The organism is Cellulomonas sp. APG4 (assembly GCF_009996735.1).
Taxonomy (GTDB): domain Bacteria; phylum Actinomycetota; class Actinomycetes; order Actinomycetales; family Cellulomonadaceae; genus Actinotalea.
In genome coordinates this window covers 58661-75787 of the sequence record NZ_JAACYI010000018.1, presented here as the reverse complement: position 1 = coordinate 75787, position 17127 = coordinate 58661, and the positions used below count along the sequence as shown (strand labels likewise).

Here is a 17127-nt window from a genome sequence, read left to right as displayed (position 1 = left end):
CCCCCCCCCCCCCCCCCCCCCCCCCCCCCCCCGGGCGGGGGGGGGCAGCCCCCGCCCCGCCCCGCCCCCCCCCCCCCGGCCCCGGCGCGAAGGTACTCCCTCCCGCCGACGGCGGGCGGCGCGCGCCTCGCCCGGCCCCGCCGCGCCCGACGGCGGCCGCGCTGCGGGGGCGCTCGCACCGGGCGCCGGTGCTGGTACGCCCGAAGGCTCGTCGCGAGACCGGGCCGGCGCGGCAGGGGCCTCACGCACCGACGCCGACGTGGGACGCTCGACGCGGCCGTCGGACGCCTCACGCTCGACGACGAGCGCCGTCGCGATGGCCGCCACCCCCTCGCCACGACCGGTGAGGCCGAGACCGTCGGTCGTCGTGGCGCTCACGCTCACGGGCGCGCCGCACGCGAGCGTGAGCACGGCCTGTGCCTCCTGACGGCGCGGACCGAGCCGCGGCCGGTTGCCGATCACCTGGATCGCGACGTTCCCGATCTCGAACCCGGCACGGCGCACGAGCCGCGTCGCCTCGGCCAGGAGCACGGTGCCCGACGCGCCCGCCCAGCGCGGCTCGGCGGTGCCGAACGTCGAGCCCAGGTCGCCCAGACCCGCGGCCGAGAGCAGGGCGTCGGCCGCGGCGTGCGCAGCCACGTCGGCGTCCGAGTGCCCCTCGAGCCCCAGCTCGCCCGGCCAGTGCAGCCCGCCGAGCCAGAGCTCACGCCCCGAGCCCGGCGCGGCGAACGCGTGGACGTCGATGCCGATCCCCGTGCGCGGCAGCCTCACCTCGCGACCGCCCTGTCCACCGCCGGCGTGGCCTCGTCGGTGGGTGCGGCGCCGTCGGTGGGCGGGGCTCCGTCGGCGGGTGCGGGAGCGACCTGCGCCGCTGCGGACGCCTCGGCCGCGAGCACCTGCGCGAGTGCGAGGTCCCGCGGCGTCGTGATCTTGACCGCAGCGTCGGCACCCTCGACGAGGGTCACGGGCTCGCCCAGACGTGCGCACAACGACGCGTCGTCCGTGGCCGCGGTCGCGTCGTCCTGGGCCCGGGCCGCGGCACGTGCGTGCGCACGGTCGAGCAGTGCGCGGTCGAATCCCTGCGGCGTCTGGACGACGCGCAGCGTCGCGCGGTCCACCCCGTGCACGTCGCCGTCCTCGTCGACCTGCACCACGGTGTCCGCGAGCGGCACACCGGGGACGACCGCGCGGTGCCCCTCGCGCACCGCGTCCGCCACCCGCCGCACGAGGGCGGGCGGGGCGAACGCGCGCGCCGCGTCGTGCACCAGCACGACGTCGACGTCCGGCCCGAGCTCCGCGAGGCCCGCGGCGACCGAGGCCTGACGTGTGCCGGCACCCACCGCGAGGCGGACCGGGACGCCGTGCAGGTCCGCATGCGTCATCGCCGACGCGAACGCGGCGAGGTGCGTCCTGGGCACGGTGACGACGATCTCGTCGACCACGCCGGAGGCGGCGAGGTTGCGGGCCGCGTGCACGACCAGCGCGTCGTCCCCGGCGGGGACGAGCGCCTTGGGGAGGGCGTGGCCGAGCCGGCTCCCGCTCCCCGCGGCCGTCAGGATCGCGGCGACGCGCACCGGATCAGGACGCCAGGACCTCGTCGAGGATGGCCTCGGCCTTCTCCTCCTCGGTGTGCTCGGCGAGCGCGAGCTCCGAGACGAGGATCTGCCGGGCCTTGGCGAGCATCCGCTTCTCCCCCGCGGACAGGCCGCGGTCGGCGTCGCGGCGCGAGAGGTCGCGCACGACCTCGGCGACCTTGATGACGTCGCCCGAGGCGAGCTTCTCGAGGTTGGCCTTGTAGCGCCGCGACCAGTTGGTCGGCTCCTCGGTGTAGGGCGCACGGAGCACGTCGAAGACCTTCTCGAGGCCCTCCTGCCCGACGACGTCGCGGACGCCGACCAGGTCGACGTTCTCGGCAGGGACCTCGATGGTCAGGTCGCCCTGCGCCACCTTGAGCTTGAGGTAGGTCTTGTCCTCACCCCGGATGGTCCTGGTCTTGATCTCCTCGATCAGTGCGGCCCCGTGGTGCGGGTAGACAACGGTCTCGCCTACGGTGAAGGTCATGTGGAGGCGTCCCCTTTCGCGGAGGCCCACTCTACCACGCCCCGAGGCGCCTTTGACCCTCGCTTGGTGATGTTTGTGCTGGTCAGCGCTCCGACATCGGTGTTCACGGGCTGCCAGTAGGCTGTGGCCAGCAGCTCGACCCGCCTGACGTGCCCAAGGAGTCGCCCGTGTCCCGCCCCGTCTCGACCCTCCGTCGCGCCGTCGTCGTGCCGCTCGCGCTCGCGACCGCCGCGGGCCTCTCGGCGTGCTCGGCCACCAACCCGATCACGACCACCACGACCTACGCGGCCTCGGACGGCGTGCGCGTGGAGCTGGACGACGTGCGCCTGGGCAACGTGATCGTGCTGTCCTCCGCGGAGGGCGCGCCGGGCGTCGTCGTCGGGCAGATCACGAACGACGGCGACGAGGACGTGCGCGTCACCCTCGGCGTCGACGGCGCCCTCGCGGAGCCGGTCGCCGTCGACGCGCGCGGCACCGCCCTGCTGTCGCCCGACGGCGGGGACGAGGTGACGCTCGACGCGGTCCCCGTGGCCCCGGGCGCCTACGTCGAGCTGCAGATCGCCGTCGACGGCGGCGCGACCACCACGGCACAGGTGCCCGTGCTCGACGGCACGCTGCCCGAGTACGCGGACCTCGTGCCCGACGCGGGCTGAACCACCGACGGACAGCCGCCCGCTGACGTCCGGGGCCCCGAGCGGGCTCAGCCGAAGCGGCCCGAGATGTAGTCCTCGGTCGCCTGGACGGACGGGGTCGAGAACATCGTGCGGGTGTCGTCCATCTCGACCAGCCGGCCGGGCTCACCCGTGGCCGAGACGTTGAAGAACGCCGTCCGGTCGCTCACGCGCGCGGCCTGCTGCATGTTGTGCGTGACGATCACGATCGTGTAGTCGTTCTTGAGCTCGTGGATCAGGTCCTCGATCGCGAGGGTCGAGATCGGGTCGAGGGCCGAGGCCGGCTCGTCCATGAGCAGGATCTGCGGGCGGACCGCGATCGCGCGGGCGATGCACAGGCGCTGCTGCTGGCCGCCCGAGAGCGACGAGCCGGGCCGGTCGAGCCGGTCCTTGACCTCCTTCCAGAGGTTCGCGCCGTGCAGCGAGCGCTCGACCAGGTCGGCAGCGTCGGACTTCGAGATGCGCCGGTTGTTCAGGCGCACGCCGGCGAGCACGTTCTCGGCGATCGACATGGTCGGGAACGGGTTGGGCCGCTGGAAGACCATGCCGATCTGCCGACGCACCGCGACCGGGTCCACGGCCTGGTCGTACAGGTCGACCCCGTCCATGGTGACCTTGCCCTCGACGCGCGCGCCGGGGATCACCTCGTGCATCCGGTTGAGGGTCCGCAGGAAGGTCGACTTGCCGCAGCCCGAGGGGCCGATGAGGGCCGTGACGGACCTGGGCTCGATCATCATCGAGACGTCCGCGACGGCGAGGAAGCTGCCGTAGTAGACGTTCAGGTCCGTGACGTCGATGCGCTGTGCCATGGGTCTCTCTCGATCGGTGCGCGGGTCAGTGGCCGCGGGCGGGGGCGAAGTAGCGGGCGACGAGGCGGGCGAGCAGGTTGAGCAGCAGCACGATGCCGATGAGCACGAGGGCCGCGGCCCACGCCCGGTCGTAGTTGATGGTCGCGATGCAGTCGAGCTGGTCCGGGGAGCACGGCACCAGGCCCTGCGAGTACTGCCGGAACACGTAGACGGGGAGCGTCATCATGCGCCCCTCGAACAGGTTGTAGTTGATCGAGTCGATCACGCCCAGCGTGATGAGCAGCGGCGCGGTCTCCCCGATGACGCGCGCGATCGCGAGCATCACGCCCGTGACGATCCCTGCCGCGGCGGTGCGCAGCACGACCTTGAGGATCGTCAGCCACTTGGGCACCCCGAGCGCGTAGGCCGCCTCGCGCAGCTCGTTGGGCACGAGCCTGAGCATCTCCTCGCTCGAGCGCACGACCACGGGGATCATCAGCACCGAGAGCGCCACGGCGCCGACGACGCCGAACCGCACCCCGGGCCCGAAGAACACCGCGAACAAGGCGTAGGCGAACAGACCCGCGACGATCGACGGGATGCCCGTCATCACGTCGACGAAGAACGTCACCGCCCGCGCGAGCGACCCTCGCCCGTACTCGACCAGGTAGATCGCGGTGAGGAGGCCGATGGGCACCGAGATGAGCGTCGCGAAGCCGGTGACCATGAGCGTCCCGACGATCGCGTGGTAGATGCCGCCGGCGTCCATGCCGCCGAACACGCCGCGCATCGACACCACGAAGAAGTACGGGCTCAGCCGCTCGATGCCGTTCGCGACGACCGTCCACACGAGCGAGATCAGCGGCACGAGCGCGAGCAGGAACGCGAGCGTGACGACGCCCTGCATCGCACGGTCCGTCAGGTGCCGGCGACGGTCCGGCCGCGTCAGCAGGTCACGCGTGCTCGGCGGTGCCGCCGCGGGGCGCTGGGTGGTCGTGGCCATCAGTTGGCTCCCGAGAAGTCGGCGCGGCGCGCGACCACCCAGCGGGCGGCCATGTTCACGAGCAGGGTGATCACGAACAGCGCCAGACCCGTCGCGATGAGCGCGCTCACGCCGAGCGGGCTCGCCTCCGGGAACTGCAGCGCGATGTTCGCGGCGATCGTCTGGTGCCTGCCGGCGGCCAGCAGCGCGAAGCTGTACGTGAGGCCGGGCGAGAGGATCATCAGCACCGCCATCGTCTCGCCGAGGGCACGACCCAACCCGAGCATCGACGCGCTGATCACCCCCGAGCGGCCGAACGGCAGCACCGCCATCCGCACCATCTCCCAGCGCGTGGCGCCGAGCGCGAGCGCCGCCTCCTCGTGCAGGCGCGGGGTCTGCAGGAACACCTCGCGCGAGACCGCCGTGATGATCGGCAGGATCATCACGGCGAGCACCACGCCCACCGTCATCATCACGCGCGGGGGCGTCGCGGCCGGGCCCTCGAACAGGGGGATGAACCCGAGGTTCGCGCCGAGCCAGTCCCACAGCGGTTGCACCCGGGGCGCGAGCCACAGGCCGCCCCACAGGCCGTAGATGACGCTCGGGATCGCCGCGAGCAGGTCGACCACGTAGCCCAGGGCGCTCGCGAGCCGGCGCGGTGCGTAGTGCGAGATGAACAACGCGATGCCGAGCGCGACGGGCACCGCGAGCAGCAGCGCCAGCACGGCCCCGAGCAGCGTCCCGAAGACGAGCGGACCCACGTAGCGCGCGAGCGAGCCGTCGTCCGGGATCCAGCTGATCTTCGCGAGCTCCTCGGCGGGGGCCTGGATCGCGGGCCACGCCTCGAGCAGCAGGAACCCCGCGACCGCGGCGAGCACGAGGAGGATGAGGGCGCCGGCGCCGGTCGAGAGCCCGGCGAAGGCGCGGCCGGCGCGATCCTTCGCGGGCCGCGTCCCCTGCGTGCTCACGGGTGGTGGCTCGGGCGTCGGCGTGGGGGCGTCGGGGATGCTGCTCACGGAGGGCTCCCGGTCGGGGTGTGTCATGGCGTCAGCCGACGGACTCGAGGACGGGCTGCACCTGCTCGCGCAGACGCTCGCTGATGGGGGCGGAGCCGGCCGACGTCGCGGCGGTCTCCTGGCCGGCCTCGCTCGCGACGTAGCCGAGGAACGCCGAGACCAGCTCGGCCGTCGCGGCGTCGTCGTAGGCGGTGCAGGCGAGCATGTACGAGACGAGGACGAGCGGGTAGGTGCCCGCCTCGGCCGTCGTGCGGTCGAGCTCGACGACGAAGCTCGCCTCGCCCCGGCCCTCGACGCGCGGGGACACGTCGACCACCGCGGCCGCGGCCTCGGGCGAGTAGGGCACGTAGGCGTCGCCCACGCGCAGGTTCACGGTGCCGAGCGCGCCGGCCTTGGACGCGTCCGCGTAGGTGATGGTGCCCGTGCCGTCGGTCACGGTCTGCACCACGCCCGAGGTGCCCTGCGCGGACTGCCCGCCCGAGACCGGCCAGTCGCCGCTCGGCTCGTGCGGCCACGCCTCCGGGGCGGTGGCGTGCAGGTACTCGGTGAAGTTCTCGGTGGTCCCCGACTCGTCCGAGCGGTTGACCGGCGTGATGCGCTGGTCCGGCAGCTCGACGTCGGGGTTCTCGGCCGCGATGGCCGGGTCGTCCCACTGCGTGATCGCACCGTCGAAGATGCCGGCGACCGTCGCGGGCGACATGTCGAGGCTCTCGATCCCCTCGAGGTTGAAGACCACCGCGATCGGCGCGACGTACAGCGGGAGCTCGGCGACGTCGCCCGGCGCGCAGCGCTCCCGCGCCGCGGCGAGCTCGGCCTCGTCGAGCGGCGCGTCCGTGCCCGCGAACGCGATGCCACCCTCGGTGAACTGGGTACGGCCGCCGCCCGAACCGACGGGGTCGTAGGCGATGGTCACGTCGGGGTTGGCCTGCTGGAAGCCCGCGACCCAGGCCTGCATGGCCGACTCCTGCGAGCTGGCCCCGGCACCTGCGAGCGTCCCCGCGAGGCCCTCGGTGACGGGAGCCGTCGCGGGCTCCTCGGTCGCCGCGGGGGCACCGCCCGGTCGCCAGGGGTGGTTGACCGGGTCGTCCGAGCCGCAGCCCGTCGCGAGCAGGGCGACGGCCCCCGCCGTGAGGGCGGTCATCGTCCGGCGTCTGGTCACGCGTGCTCCGTCTCGGGATGGTGGGCCGGCCTCCAGGCCGGCTCGGGGCCGCGCTCCAGAGTACGAGCGGGGGCTACCCGCGCGCCGCCGGGGGGTGAACGCCGGGTGAACGGGGGGCGAAGAGTGGGGACGCGCACGGCCGGTGACCTGCCGAAGCAGGCCACCGGCCGGCGGCGTCGGACCGTGTGCGGACCTCAGGCGATCGCGTCGACGATCTCCATGACGTTGCCGCGCATCTCCTCCGAGATCGGGGCCGAGCCCGCGGCACCGGCCGCGGCCTGCTGACCCTCCTCGCTCGCGACGTAGGTGAGGAACGCCTTGACGAGCTCACCCTCGGCCTCGTCCTCGTACTCGGTGCACGCCACCGAGTACGACACGAGGACGATCGGGTAGGCACCCTCGGCGGTCGTGTCGCGCTCGAGCTCGCGCACGAGGCTGGCCTCGCCCCGGCCCTCGGCGAGCGGCGACGCGTCGACGACGGCGGCCGCGGCCTCGGGCGAGTACTCGACGTAGCCCTCGCCCACCTGGACGGCGACCGTGCCGAGTGCGCCGGCCTTCGAGGCGTCGGCGTAGGTGATGGCACCCTGCGCCTCGGTCACCGTCTGGACGACGCCCGAGGTGCCCTGGGCGGACTGCGTGCCCGTGCGCGGCCAGTCACCGCTGGCCTCGTGCGGCCACGCGTCGCCCGCCGCGGCGGCCAGGTACTCGGTGAAGTTCTCGGTGGTGCCCGACTCGTCCGAGCGGTTGACCGGGGTGATGGCCAGGTCCGGCAGCTCGACGTCGGGGTTCGCCTCGGCGATCGCCGGGTCGTTCCACTGCGTGATCTCGCCGTTGAAGACCTGGGCGATCGTCTCGGCGGACATGTTGAGGCTGTCGACGCCCTCGAGGTTGAACACGACGGCGATCGGCGAGATGTAGAGCGGGAGCTCGGCCACGTCACCCGGGGCGCAGCGCTCGGCCCCGAGGGCCAGCTCCTCCTCGTCCAGGGCCGCGTCCGAGCCGGCGAAGGCGACGCCCCCCTCGGTGAACTGGGTGCGGCCACCGCCCGAGCCGACCGGGTCGTAGGCGACCGACACGTCGGGGTTGGCGGACTGGAAGCCGGCGATCCAGGCCTGCATCGCCGACTCCTGCGAGCTCGCGCCGGCGCCCGAGAGCTGACCGCTCAGCGAGGTCTCCTCGGTGGTGCCCGACTCCGCGTCGGTGGTGGGGGCGTCGTCCGTCGCCGGGTCCGAGCCACAGGCTGCGAGGGTCAGGGCGAGGGCGCCCACGGCCGCCAGGGGGGCGATCCGGCTCGTTCGGTGAAGCTTCACGATGTTCCGTCCTGTCGCGTCTCGTCACCCACGGAGCGCGGGCGACCTGGGCCGACGCTAGGGAGGCCAGGTGGCCGGGAGCACGAGCGGGCCTGAACGACCGGTGAACACTCGGGGAGCGTCAGGGGCTCAGGCCGCGTCGTCGTCCACGAGCTTGTACCCGAGGCCACGCACGGTCACCAGACGCACGGGGTGGGCCGGGTCGTGCTCGATCTTGGCCCGGATGCGCTTGACGTGGACGTCGAGGGTCTTGGTGTCCCCCACGTAGTCCGAGCCCCACACGCGGTCGATGAGCTGACCGCGGGTGAGCACCCGGCCCGGGTTGCGCATGAGCATCTCGAGCAGCTCGAACTCCTTGAGCGGGAACGCCGTGGCCGCGCCGTCGACCTCGACCGTGTGCCGGTCGACGTCCATCCGCACGCCCGCGGCCTCGAGCACGCCGTCGTCCGCTGGTGCGCCGGCATCGGTCCGGCGACGCAGCACGGCCCGCATGCGCGCGAGCAGCTCGCGCGACGAGTACGGCTTGGTCACGTAGTCGTCCGCGCCCAGCTCGAGCCCCACGACCTTGTCGATCTCGCCGTCCTTGGCCGTGAGCATGATCACCGGCACGTCGCTCGTGCGACGCAGCTCACGGCACACCTCGGTCCCGCTCATCCCCGGGAGCATGAGGTCGAGCAGGACCATGTCCGCCCCGCCACGCTCGAACGCCGCGAGGGCCTCGGGGCCCGAGGCCGCGACCGACACGTCGTAGCCCTCCTTGCGCAGCAGGTACGCGAGCGGCTCGCGGTAGGACTCCTCGTCCTCGACCACCAGGACGTGCGTCATCGTTCTCCTCGAGGGGTTCGGGCGCCGCGCGCGACCGTGGTCGCGAGCGGCAGCCGCAGGGTGAAGGTCGAGCCGTGCCCCGGCTCGGACCACACGGTCACGTCCCCGCCGTGGTCGGCGGCGACGTGCTTGACGATCGACAGGCCCAGCCCCGTGCCGCCCGTGTCGCGCGAGCGCGCGGGGTCGACGCGGTAGAACCGCTCGAACAGGCGCGGCTGGTCCTCGGGCGGGATCCCCACCCCCTGGTCCACCACGGCGATCTCGACGAGACCGTCCTCGGCGCGCAGCGTGCAGCCCACAGCGACGCGCGTGCCGTCGTCCGAGTAGGCGACCGCGTTGTCGAGGAGGTTGCGCACGGCGGTCACCAGGAGGTCCTGGTCGCCGAAGACCACGGCACCCGGCAGGTCGCCGACGTCGATCTCGACGGCCTTGGCCGCCGCCTTGGTGGCGGCGCGGTCCACCGCCTCGCGCACGACGTCGGCCACCTCGACCTGACGCCCTTCGGTGAGCGCGCCGGCCACCTGGAGCCGGGACAGCTCGATGATCTCCTGCACCAGGCGCGACAGACGGGTCGCCTCGGTCTGCATGCGCGAGGCGAACGTCCGCACGGCGGCGGGGTCGTCGGCGGCCTGCTCGACGGTCTCGGCGAGCAGGGCGAGCGCCCCGACGGGCGTCTTGAGCTCGTGCGAGACGTTGACGACGAAGTCGCGCCGGATCTCCTCGACGCGGCGGGCCTCGGTGCGGTCCTCGGCGAGCAGCAGCACGTGCCGTGCGCCCAGCGGGGCGGCGCGCACGTGCAGGTAGACCGTCGCGGGGCCCAGCGGCCCGCGCGGCAGCTCGACCTCGGTGTCGCGGATCTCGCCGTCCCGCGCCACCTCCGTGAGCAGCGCGCGCAGCTCGGGCGCCACCACGCGGTCGTCACGCACCAGGCCGAGGCTTCGCGCGCCGGTGCTCGCACGCACCACGCGCTGGGCCTGGTCGAGCACGACCGTCGCCGAGCGCAGCGCAGCGAGCACGGCCGTCGCGCCGTCGCCCAGCTCGGGCTCGGGCGCCTCGTCGGGTGCGCCGCGCTGGGCGCGTTCGCTCCACCGGAAGGCGAACGCGGCCGTGAGCCCCACGACCACGCCGAGCACGCCGACGCCCAGCAGCAGCAGGCCGTCCACGACGCGGTCGAGTCCCTCGGTCACGCCGTCAGAGTACGGTCGTGCCGTGGGACACCGGTGACACCGGGCGCGAACGTACGCACGCCTGCGGACGAGTGTTCACCGGCTGGTGGGGCGGCGTTCACGGTGCGCTGCGACCGTGGCCCGGCAACGGACGAGAGGGAACTGATGCGGGAGATCTTCACCGCCGAGCTCACGGCGCTCGGCGAGGACCTGGCTGCGATGAGCCGGCTGGTCGAGTCGGCGGTCGGTGCCGCAGGGACGTCCCTGCTCGAGGCCAACCTGCCGATGGCCGAGGCCGTCATCGCCGACGACCACACGATCGACGCGCTCGAGCGCAGCCTCGACGAGCGCTGCGTGGCCCTGCTGGCCCAGCAGCAGCCCGTCGCACGGGACCTGCGCATCGTGGTGAGCGCCCTGCGGATGAGCGCGTCGCTCGAGCGCATGGGCGACCTCGCGCGGCACATCGCCGAGGTCGCACGCGGCCGGTACCCGGCCGTGGGCGTGCCCGAGCCCCTGGTCCCGACGTTCACCGCGATGCACGAGGCGGCGGTCAGCGTCGCGCGCCAGGTGACCAACGTGCTCCAGACGCGCGACCTCGAGCTCGCCCAGGCGATCGAGGACGACGACGACCGCCTCGACAAGCTGCACGCGGACACGTTCGCGGCGACCCTGACGGCGGGGCACGACCTGACCCCCCAGGAGATCGTCGACATCACGCTGTGCGGGCGCTACTACGAGCGCTTCGGTGACCACGCCGTCTCGGTGGCCCGCCGCATCGTGTACCTCGTGACAGGCGACTTCGCCGAGGAGCGCGGCGCCATCTGACACGCCCCGCGACCGACGCACGACGGCCCGCCACCTGCGAGGTGGCGGGCCGTCGTCGTCGTGCCGTGCGGGTGGGCCTGGTCAGCGGCCCTGGTTCGCGACCGCCTTGATGGCCTCGGCCGCGGCGTCCGGGTCGAGGTAGGTGCCGCCGCGGGTCACGGGCGCGAGCGTCTGCTCGTCGAGCTCGTAGACCAGCGGGATGCCGGTGGGGATGTTGAGCCCGGCGATCGACTCGTCGTCGATCCCGTCGAGGTGCTTGACGATCGCACGGATCGAGTTGCCATGGGCCGCGACCAGCACGGTCTTGCCGGCACGCAGGTCGGGGACGACCTCGCTCTCCCAGTACGGCAGCGCACGCTCGAGCACGTCCTTGAGGCACTCGCTGCGCGGGATCGGCTCGCCCGCGTACCGCGGGTCGCCGTCCTGCGAGAACTCCGAGCCGAGCTCGATCTCGGGCGGCGGCACGTCGTACGAGCGGCGCCACAGCATGAACTGCTCCTCGCCGAACTCGGCCAGGGTCTGCTTCTTGTCCTTGCCCTGGAGGGCGCCGTAGTGACGCTCGTTGAGGCGCCAGTGGCGCTTGACGGGGATCCAGTGCCGGTCGGCGGCGTCGAGCGCGAGGTTCGCGGTGGTGATGGCACGGCGCAGGAGCGAGGTGTGCACCACGTCCGGCAGCACCTGCGCGTCGGTCAGCAGGGCACCGCCCCGCTTCGCCTCCTCGACGCCCTTCTCGGACAGCGGGACGTCCACCCAGCCGGTGAACAGGTTCTTGGCGTTCCAGTCGCTCTCGCCGTGGCGGAGCAGCACGAGGGTGTAGGTCATGGTCGTCATCCTGCCGCATCGAGCCGCACGGCTCCCCGGGACCCTCGGCCCGTGGGACGGTCCCGCTGGGCCGCGAGGGCGTAGACCTTGAGCATCGCCTCGGCCGCCGCGTCCCAGCCGAGCGTGCGCGTGTGCCGGTGCGCGCCCTGCGCGAGCCTGCGCCGCCGCGCGTGGTCGGTCAGCAGGTCGTGCAGCGCGTGCGCCCACCGGTGCGGGTCGTGCCCGCGCACCAGCACCCCGCTCGTGCCGTCCTGCACCACGGTGCGCAGCCCACCGACGGCGGCGGCCAGCACAGGGGTCCCGGCGGCCTGCGCCTCGACCGCGACCAGGCCGAACGACTCGCTGCGCGACGGCACCGCGACGACGTCGGCCGCGCGGTACCAGCGGACGAGGGCACGCCGCGCCACGGGAGGGCGCACGAGCACGCGGTGCCCCACACCCAGGTGCTCGGCGAGCGCGACGAGGTCGGCGACGGCGCGCGGGTTGCCGCTCGGGCCGCCGAGGACCACGAGCAGCGGCACCGGCAGGCCCGCGGTCGCGAGCTCGCCGAGGGCGCGCACCAGGACGTCGGGCGCCTTGAGCGGCTGCACACGCCCCGCGAAGAGCACCACCTGCTCCCGGCGCGGGAGCCCGAGCGCCGCACGGGCCCGCTGCTGCGCGGACGCGAGGCCCTCGTCATCCACGCGCTCCGTGCCCGGGGCGAACAGGTCGAGGTCCACGCCCGGGGCGACCACGTGCACCGCGCCCGGGTCCGCGTCGTAGAGGCCCACCAGGTCGGCGGCCTCCTCGGCCGTGCTCGCGACGAGCGCCTGCGCCGCGTCGACCACCTGCTCCTCGCCGATCACGCGCCCCGCGGGCTCGGGCACGTCACCAGGCGCGAGGGCGGCGTTCTTGACCTTCGCGAGCGTGTGCATGGTGTGCACGAGGGGGACGTCCCAGGCCTCGGCCGTGAGCCAGCCGACGTGGCCCGAGAGCCAGTAATGGGAGTGCACGACGTCGAAGTCCGCGTCGCGCCCCACCTGGTCCAGCACCCCGGCGGTGAACGCGCAGAGCTGACCCGGCAGGTCGTGCTTGCCGAGCCCACGGTGCGGCCCGGCGGTGACGTGCCGCACGAGCACCCCGTCGGCCATCTCGACGACGGTCGGGCGGTGCGGATCGGTCGCGCGCGTGAAGATCTCGACGTTCGCGCCCTGGTCCGCGAGGGCGTGCGCGAGCTCGGTCACGTAGACGTTCATGCCGCCCGCGTCGCCGGTGCCCGGCTGGTCGAGCGGCGACGTGTGCACAGAGACCATCGCGACGCGCGTGCCCGTGCGGCTCACCACCCACCTCCTTCGCTCGTGCGGGCCGTGGCCCTCGGGTCTGCGGCCTCGACCGCGCGGGGACCCGGGACGGCCACCGCGGCCGGTCGGTCGCCGTGCGCGCCGCCGCGGCCCCGACGATTATCCGCCGTGCCGGCGGGCCGGGCGAACCGGGGAGGGCCGGACGGGTGTCAGGCGGGCACGACGCAGGCCGGGCGCGGCACCGGGCACCGCCCGGCGACGTCGCCGTCGGGCGTGAGGCTCACGACCTCGTCGGAGTCCTGGAGCGCGACCACGGTCCACGCCCCGACCCCGGGCGCGGCACGAGGGACGACGGCGAGGTGGCGCGGGCGCGTCCCGGGCAACGGCTGGTCCGCGAGGTGCTCGAGCCGCGAGCCGCCGTCCCGCACCGCGTGGCGCGCGAGGACGTCGGTGCCACGCACGCCGACCACGAGCACCTCGTCGTCGGGCGCGGCCGTGACGAGCACGGGGTGCGACGGGTGGACGTCCACGCGCGCGGGCGCAGCGGTACGGCTCACCGGCTGCGCCTGCACGTGCCGGGCCTCACCCGTGGTGGCGTCCCAGGCGAGCACGTGGACGGTCGCGGAGAGCTCGCCCACCACGTACAGGTGACCGTCCGGGCCCGGGGCCAGGTGGCGCGGACCGGTGCCCGCCGGCAGGCGGACGACGTATCCGTCGTCCTCGAGCGTCCCGTCAGGACGCACGGTGTGGCGACGCAGCTCGTCCGTGCCGAGGTCGGCGACGAGCAGGTGGCGCCCGCCGGGGGCGAGGGTGGCGGAGTGCACGTGGGGGCCGTCCTGACGCCCGGCGACGGGCCCGGAGCCTCGCCCGCCGAGCAGCTGGACCGGACCGCCGGACCCGCGGACCGCTTCCGAGAGACCGCCGTCGGGGTCGAGCGTGAGCACCGCCAGGGAGCCTGCTCCGTAGTTCGCGACGTAGGCCGCGCGGCCGTCCGGATGGACGAGGACGTGGCACGGGTCGCCGCCGCCGCTGCTCACGCGTGCCGTCAGCACGGTCTCACCGTCCGCGTCGGGCGTGAGCTGGGTGACCGCCCCCTCGGGGCCCTCCTCGACCACGAGCAGGTGCCGGCCAGAGCTCGCGAGGAACGACGGCGACGGGGTGCGCACCGCGAGGTGCCCGGTGAGCCCTCCGGTCCCGGTGTCGAGCGTGAGGCGCCAGACGCCCTCACCCGACGACGGTGCGCCCGGCCCTCCCGCGGGATACGTCCCGACCCAGAGGGTGCGCTGGGTTCCCGGTACCGCCGCGGAGCTCGACATGGTCCGCGACGGTACCGGGAGCGGCGTCAGCGCGTTCCGGCGCGCCGCTTGTTGATCAGGTCGAACGCGACCGCGAGCAGCAGCACGAGGCCCTTGATGGCCTGCTGCCAGGCCGAGTCGACCGTCATGATCGACAGGCCCATGTTGAGCACGCCCATGATGAGGGCGCCGACGATCGCGCCCGAGACCCGGCCGACGCCGCCGGTCACGGCAGCACCGCCGATGAAGCACGCGGCGATCGCGTCGAGCTCGTACATGTTGCCGGCCGAGGCCACCGCGGCACCGGCCTTGGACGTCGTGACGAGGGCCGCGACACCCGTGAGGAGGCCGATGTTCACGAAGATCATGAAGTTGACCCGACGGGTGTTGACGCCCGAGAGGATCGCGGCGTGCAGGTTGCCACCGATCGCGTACACGTGACGGCCGAAGACCGTCTTCCCCATGATGAAGCTGTACGTGATGATCAGCACGCCCACGAGCACCAGGACGATCGGCGCACCGCCGCGGCTGCCCGCGAGCACCCAGGCGAGGTAGCCGATCAGGGCAGCCGAGACCACGACCTTGGCGACGAACGCCCCCAGCGGGTCCGCGTGCAGGCCGTGCTTGAGCGTGTTGCGCCGGGCGCGGACCTGGCTCAGGACGAGCGCCGCGATCGAGACGGCACCGAGCACGAGCGTGACCGCGTCACGGTTGGCGACGAAACCGAGCCAGTTGGGCAGGTAGCCGTTGGAGATGGCGTTGAACGAGCCGGGCAGGCCCGCGACGGTCTCGCCGACGATGACGATCGCGAGGCCGCGGAAGATCAGCATGCCCGCGAGGGTCACGATGAACGCCGGGATCCCTACGTAGGCGACCCAGAACCCCTGCCAGGCACCGACCACGGCACCGAGCGCGAGGCCGATGAGGACCGCGACGAGCCAGTGCATGCCCGCGTCCTTCATCGCGAGCGCCACGATCCCGCCGATGAACGCGATGATCGAGCCCACGGAGAGGTCGATGTGCCCAGCGATGATCACGATCACCATGCCGATCGCGAGGATCATCACGTAGGCGTTCTGCTGCACCAGGCTCGCGATGTTGTTCGGCAGCAGGAGCTTGCCGTCGGTCGTGATCTGGAACAGCAGGACGATCGCGATGAGGGCACCCACGATGCCGTACTGCCGGAGGTCTCCCCCCAGCGCCTGCTTGATGCTGCTCATCGGGACGTCTCCCTCTCCATGGTCATGTAGCGCATGAGGTTCTCCTGGGTCGCGTCCTCACGGGAGACCTCGCCCGTGATGCGGCCCTGGCTCAGCGCGTAGATGCGGTCGCAGAGGCCGAGCAGCTCGGGGAGCTCCGAGGAGATGACGATGACCGCCTTCCCCTCCTCGGCCAGTCGGTTGATGATGGTGTAGATCTCGTACTTGGCCCCGACGTCGATGCCACGCGTGGGCTCGTCGAGGATCAGCACGTCCGGGTCGGTGAAGACCCACTTGCTCAGGACGACCTTCTGCTGGTTGCCGCCCGAGAGGTTGCCCACGAGCGCGTCGACCGTGGGCGTCTTGATGTTCATGTCGGTGCGGTAGCGGTTGGCGATCCTGGTCTCCCCGTTGGCGTCCATGACGCCCCAGCGCGAGACCTTGCCGAGCGCCGACGCCGTGATGTTGCGCTTGACGTCGTTGATCAGGTTGAGCCCGTAGCGCTTGCGGTCCTCGCTCACGTAGGCGATGCCCGCCTTGATCGCGTCGCTCACGCTGTGCAGCCGCACCTCCTGCCCGTCCTTGACCACGCGGCCGCGGATGTTGCTGCCGTAAGTACGGCCGAAGACGCTCATCGCGAGCTCGGTGCGGCCCGCACCCATGAGGCCCGCGATCCCCACGACCTCACCCCGGCGCACGCTCAGGTTGGCGGCGTCGACGACGACGCGCTCGTGCTGCACCGGGTGGTGGACCGTCCAGTCCTCGATGCGCAGCGCCTCCTCGCCGATGGTCGCCGAGCGGTGCGGGAAGCGCTGGTCGAGCGAGCGGCCGACCATGCCGCGGATGATCCGCTCCTCGGTCACCGGCTCGGCCCCGTGCATGTCGAGGGTCTCGATCGAGCGCCCGTCACGGATCACCGTCGTGGAGTCCGCGATCGCCGCGATCTCGTTGAGCTTGTGGCTGATGATGATCGACGTGATGCCCTGGCCCTTGAGGCTGCGGATCAGGTCGAGCAGGTGGGCGCTGTCCTCGTCGTTGAGCGCCGCGGTGGGCTCGTCGAGGATGAGCAGCTTGACCCGCTTGGAGAGCGCCTTGGCGATCTCGACGAGCTGCTGCTTGCCCACACCGATGTCGATGATCTTGGTGTCAGGGCTCTCGGTGAGACCGACCCGCGCGAGCAGCTTGGCCGCCTCGAGGTTGGTCTTCGTCCAGTCGATCACGCCGCGCGAGGACTGCTCGTTGCCGAGGAAGATGTTCTCGGCGATCGACAGGTAGGGGCTCAGCGCGAGCTCCTGGTGGATGATCACGATCCCGCGGTGCTCGCTGTCGCGGATGGTGCGGAACTCGCAGGGCTTCCCCTCGAAGAGGATGTCCCCCTCGTAGGTGCCGTGGGGGTAGATCCCCGACAGCACCTTCATGAGGGTCGACTTGCCCGCGCCGTTCTCGCCGCAGATCGCGTGGACCTCGCCGCGGCGCACGTTCAGCGTCACGTCCTGGAGCGCCTTGACGCCCGGGAACGTCTTGGTGATGCCCCGCATCTCGAGGATGGGGTGCTCGGTCGACGTCGTCGGGGCCGACGTCGGGTGGTCGCTCGACATGGTCAGCTCACACCTCCTTCGTGGGAATGGGGGCTGACGTCCGCCCGCCCGTCCCACCGGCTCGTGACCGGTGGGACGGGCGGCCGGCCGTCAGCGGGGGCGTGGCGCTCGCCACGCCCCCACCGGACGG

At 73.0% G+C, this 17127-nt stretch carries 16 protein-coding genes and 1 pseudogene; 2 read left to right on the top strand and 15 right to left on the bottom strand.

The annotated features are described in order from the left end of the window. Positions 1–297 precede the first annotated feature (297 nt). From ispF to GXB85_RS13360, 3 genes and pseudogenes are all read right to left on the bottom strand, one after another. Positions 298–771: pseudogene (gene ispF / locus GXB85_RS13370) on the bottom strand (2-C-methyl-D-erythritol 2,4-cyclodiphosphate synthase); the annotation flags it as partial. Beyond that, positions 768–1574, bottom strand: coding sequence for a 2-C-methyl-D-erythritol 4-phosphate cytidylyltransferase (ispD, locus tag GXB85_RS13365; protein ID WP_161918149.1), 807 nt, complete (start codon positions 1572–1574; stop codon positions 768–770). The gene ispD and the pseudogene ispF, both read right to left, overlap by 4 nt. A gap of 4 nt (positions 1575–1578) precedes the next feature. After that, a complete protein-coding gene (locus tag GXB85_RS13360; protein ID WP_161918148.1) occupies positions 1579–2061 on the bottom strand; it encodes a CarD family transcriptional regulator in 483 nt (160 codons plus the stop codon). A gap of 167 nt (positions 2062–2228) precedes the next feature. Between GXB85_RS13360 and GXB85_RS13355 the strand changes: the two genes are divergently transcribed. Then, positions 2229–2714: a hypothetical protein gene (locus GXB85_RS13355; RefSeq protein WP_161918147.1), complete on the top strand. Its 486-nt coding sequence runs from the start codon at positions 2229–2231 to the stop codon at positions 2712–2714. A 47-nt stretch (positions 2715–2761) separates the two neighbouring features. Here GXB85_RS13355 and pstB read toward each other — a convergent pair whose 3' ends face one another. The 7 genes from pstB to GXB85_RS13320 form a co-directional block, all read right to left on the bottom strand. Beyond that, positions 2762–3541, bottom strand: a complete 780-nt coding sequence (pstB, locus tag GXB85_RS13350) for a phosphate ABC transporter ATP-binding protein PstB (protein WP_161918146.1) — start codon at positions 3539–3541, stop codon at positions 2762–2764. A gap of 25 nt (positions 3542–3566) precedes the next feature. Next, a complete protein-coding gene (gene pstA / locus GXB85_RS13345; protein WP_161918145.1) occupies positions 3567–4523 on the bottom strand; it encodes a phosphate ABC transporter permease PstA in 957 nt (318 codons plus the stop codon). After that, on the bottom strand, positions 4523–5545 hold the full coding sequence (gene pstC / locus GXB85_RS13340) for a phosphate ABC transporter permease subunit PstC (protein ID WP_161918144.1): 1023 nt from the start codon (positions 5543–5545) through the stop codon (positions 4523–4525). The genes pstA and pstC overlap by 1 nt, the downstream gene beginning before the upstream one ends. A gap of 4 nt (positions 5546–5549) precedes the next feature. Then, a complete protein-coding gene (pstS, locus tag GXB85_RS13335) occupies positions 5550–6677 on the bottom strand; it encodes a phosphate ABC transporter substrate-binding protein PstS (RefSeq protein ID WP_370524241.1) in 1128 nt (375 codons plus the stop codon). Positions 6678–6871: 194 nt separating this feature from the next. Then, on the bottom strand, positions 6872–7987 hold the full coding sequence (gene pstS / locus GXB85_RS13330; RefSeq protein WP_161918143.1) for a phosphate ABC transporter substrate-binding protein PstS: 1116 nt from the start codon (positions 7985–7987) through the stop codon (positions 6872–6874). A 129-nt stretch (positions 7988–8116) separates the two neighbouring features. Then, positions 8117–8812 carry a response regulator transcription factor gene (locus tag GXB85_RS13325; protein WP_161918142.1) on the bottom strand — a complete coding sequence of 232 codons (696 nt, stop codon included), beginning with the start codon at positions 8810–8812 and terminating at the stop codon, positions 8117–8119. Then, the gene (locus tag GXB85_RS13320) at positions 8809–9999 is read right to left on the bottom strand and encodes a sensor histidine kinase (RefSeq protein WP_370524240.1); all 1191 of its coding nucleotides are present in this window, start codon (positions 9997–9999) and stop codon (positions 8809–8811) included. Before GXB85_RS13320 ends, GXB85_RS13325 begins: the two co-directional genes overlap by 4 nt. Before the next feature lie 144 nt (positions 10000–10143). Between GXB85_RS13320 and phoU the strand changes: the two genes are divergently transcribed. Continuing rightward, positions 10144–10803 (top strand): phosphate signaling complex protein PhoU, encoded by a 660-nt coding sequence (phoU, locus tag GXB85_RS13315; RefSeq protein WP_161918141.1) that lies wholly within the window; start codon positions 10144–10146, stop codon positions 10801–10803. Between the two features lie 81 nt (positions 10804–10884). Here phoU and GXB85_RS13310 read toward each other — a convergent pair whose 3' ends face one another. The 5 genes from GXB85_RS13310 to mmsA form a co-directional block, all read right to left on the bottom strand. Beyond that, positions 10885–11625 (bottom strand): phosphoglyceromutase, encoded by a 741-nt coding sequence (locus GXB85_RS13310; RefSeq protein ID WP_161918140.1) that lies wholly within the window; start codon positions 11623–11625, stop codon positions 10885–10887. 5 nt (positions 11626–11630) lie between these two features. After that, positions 11631–12917, bottom strand: a complete 1287-nt coding sequence (mshA, locus tag GXB85_RS13305) for a D-inositol-3-phosphate glycosyltransferase (RefSeq protein ID WP_161918160.1) — start codon at positions 12915–12917, stop codon at positions 11631–11633. Positions 12918–13114: 197 nt separating this feature from the next. Continuing rightward, a complete protein-coding gene (locus GXB85_RS13300; protein ID WP_161918139.1) occupies positions 13115–14221 on the bottom strand; it encodes a beta-propeller fold lactonase family protein in 1107 nt (368 codons plus the stop codon). Between the two features lie 26 nt (positions 14222–14247). Further along, positions 14248–15420 (bottom strand): multiple monosaccharide ABC transporter permease, encoded by a 1173-nt coding sequence (mmsB, locus tag GXB85_RS13295; RefSeq protein WP_161918138.1) that lies wholly within the window; start codon positions 15418–15420, stop codon positions 14248–14250. Next, positions 15417–16997 (bottom strand): multiple monosaccharide ABC transporter ATP-binding protein, encoded by a 1581-nt coding sequence (gene mmsA / locus GXB85_RS13290; RefSeq protein ID WP_161918137.1) that lies wholly within the window; start codon positions 16995–16997, stop codon positions 15417–15419. Before mmsA ends, mmsB begins: the two co-directional genes overlap by 4 nt. Positions 16998–17127: the final 130 nt, after the last annotated feature.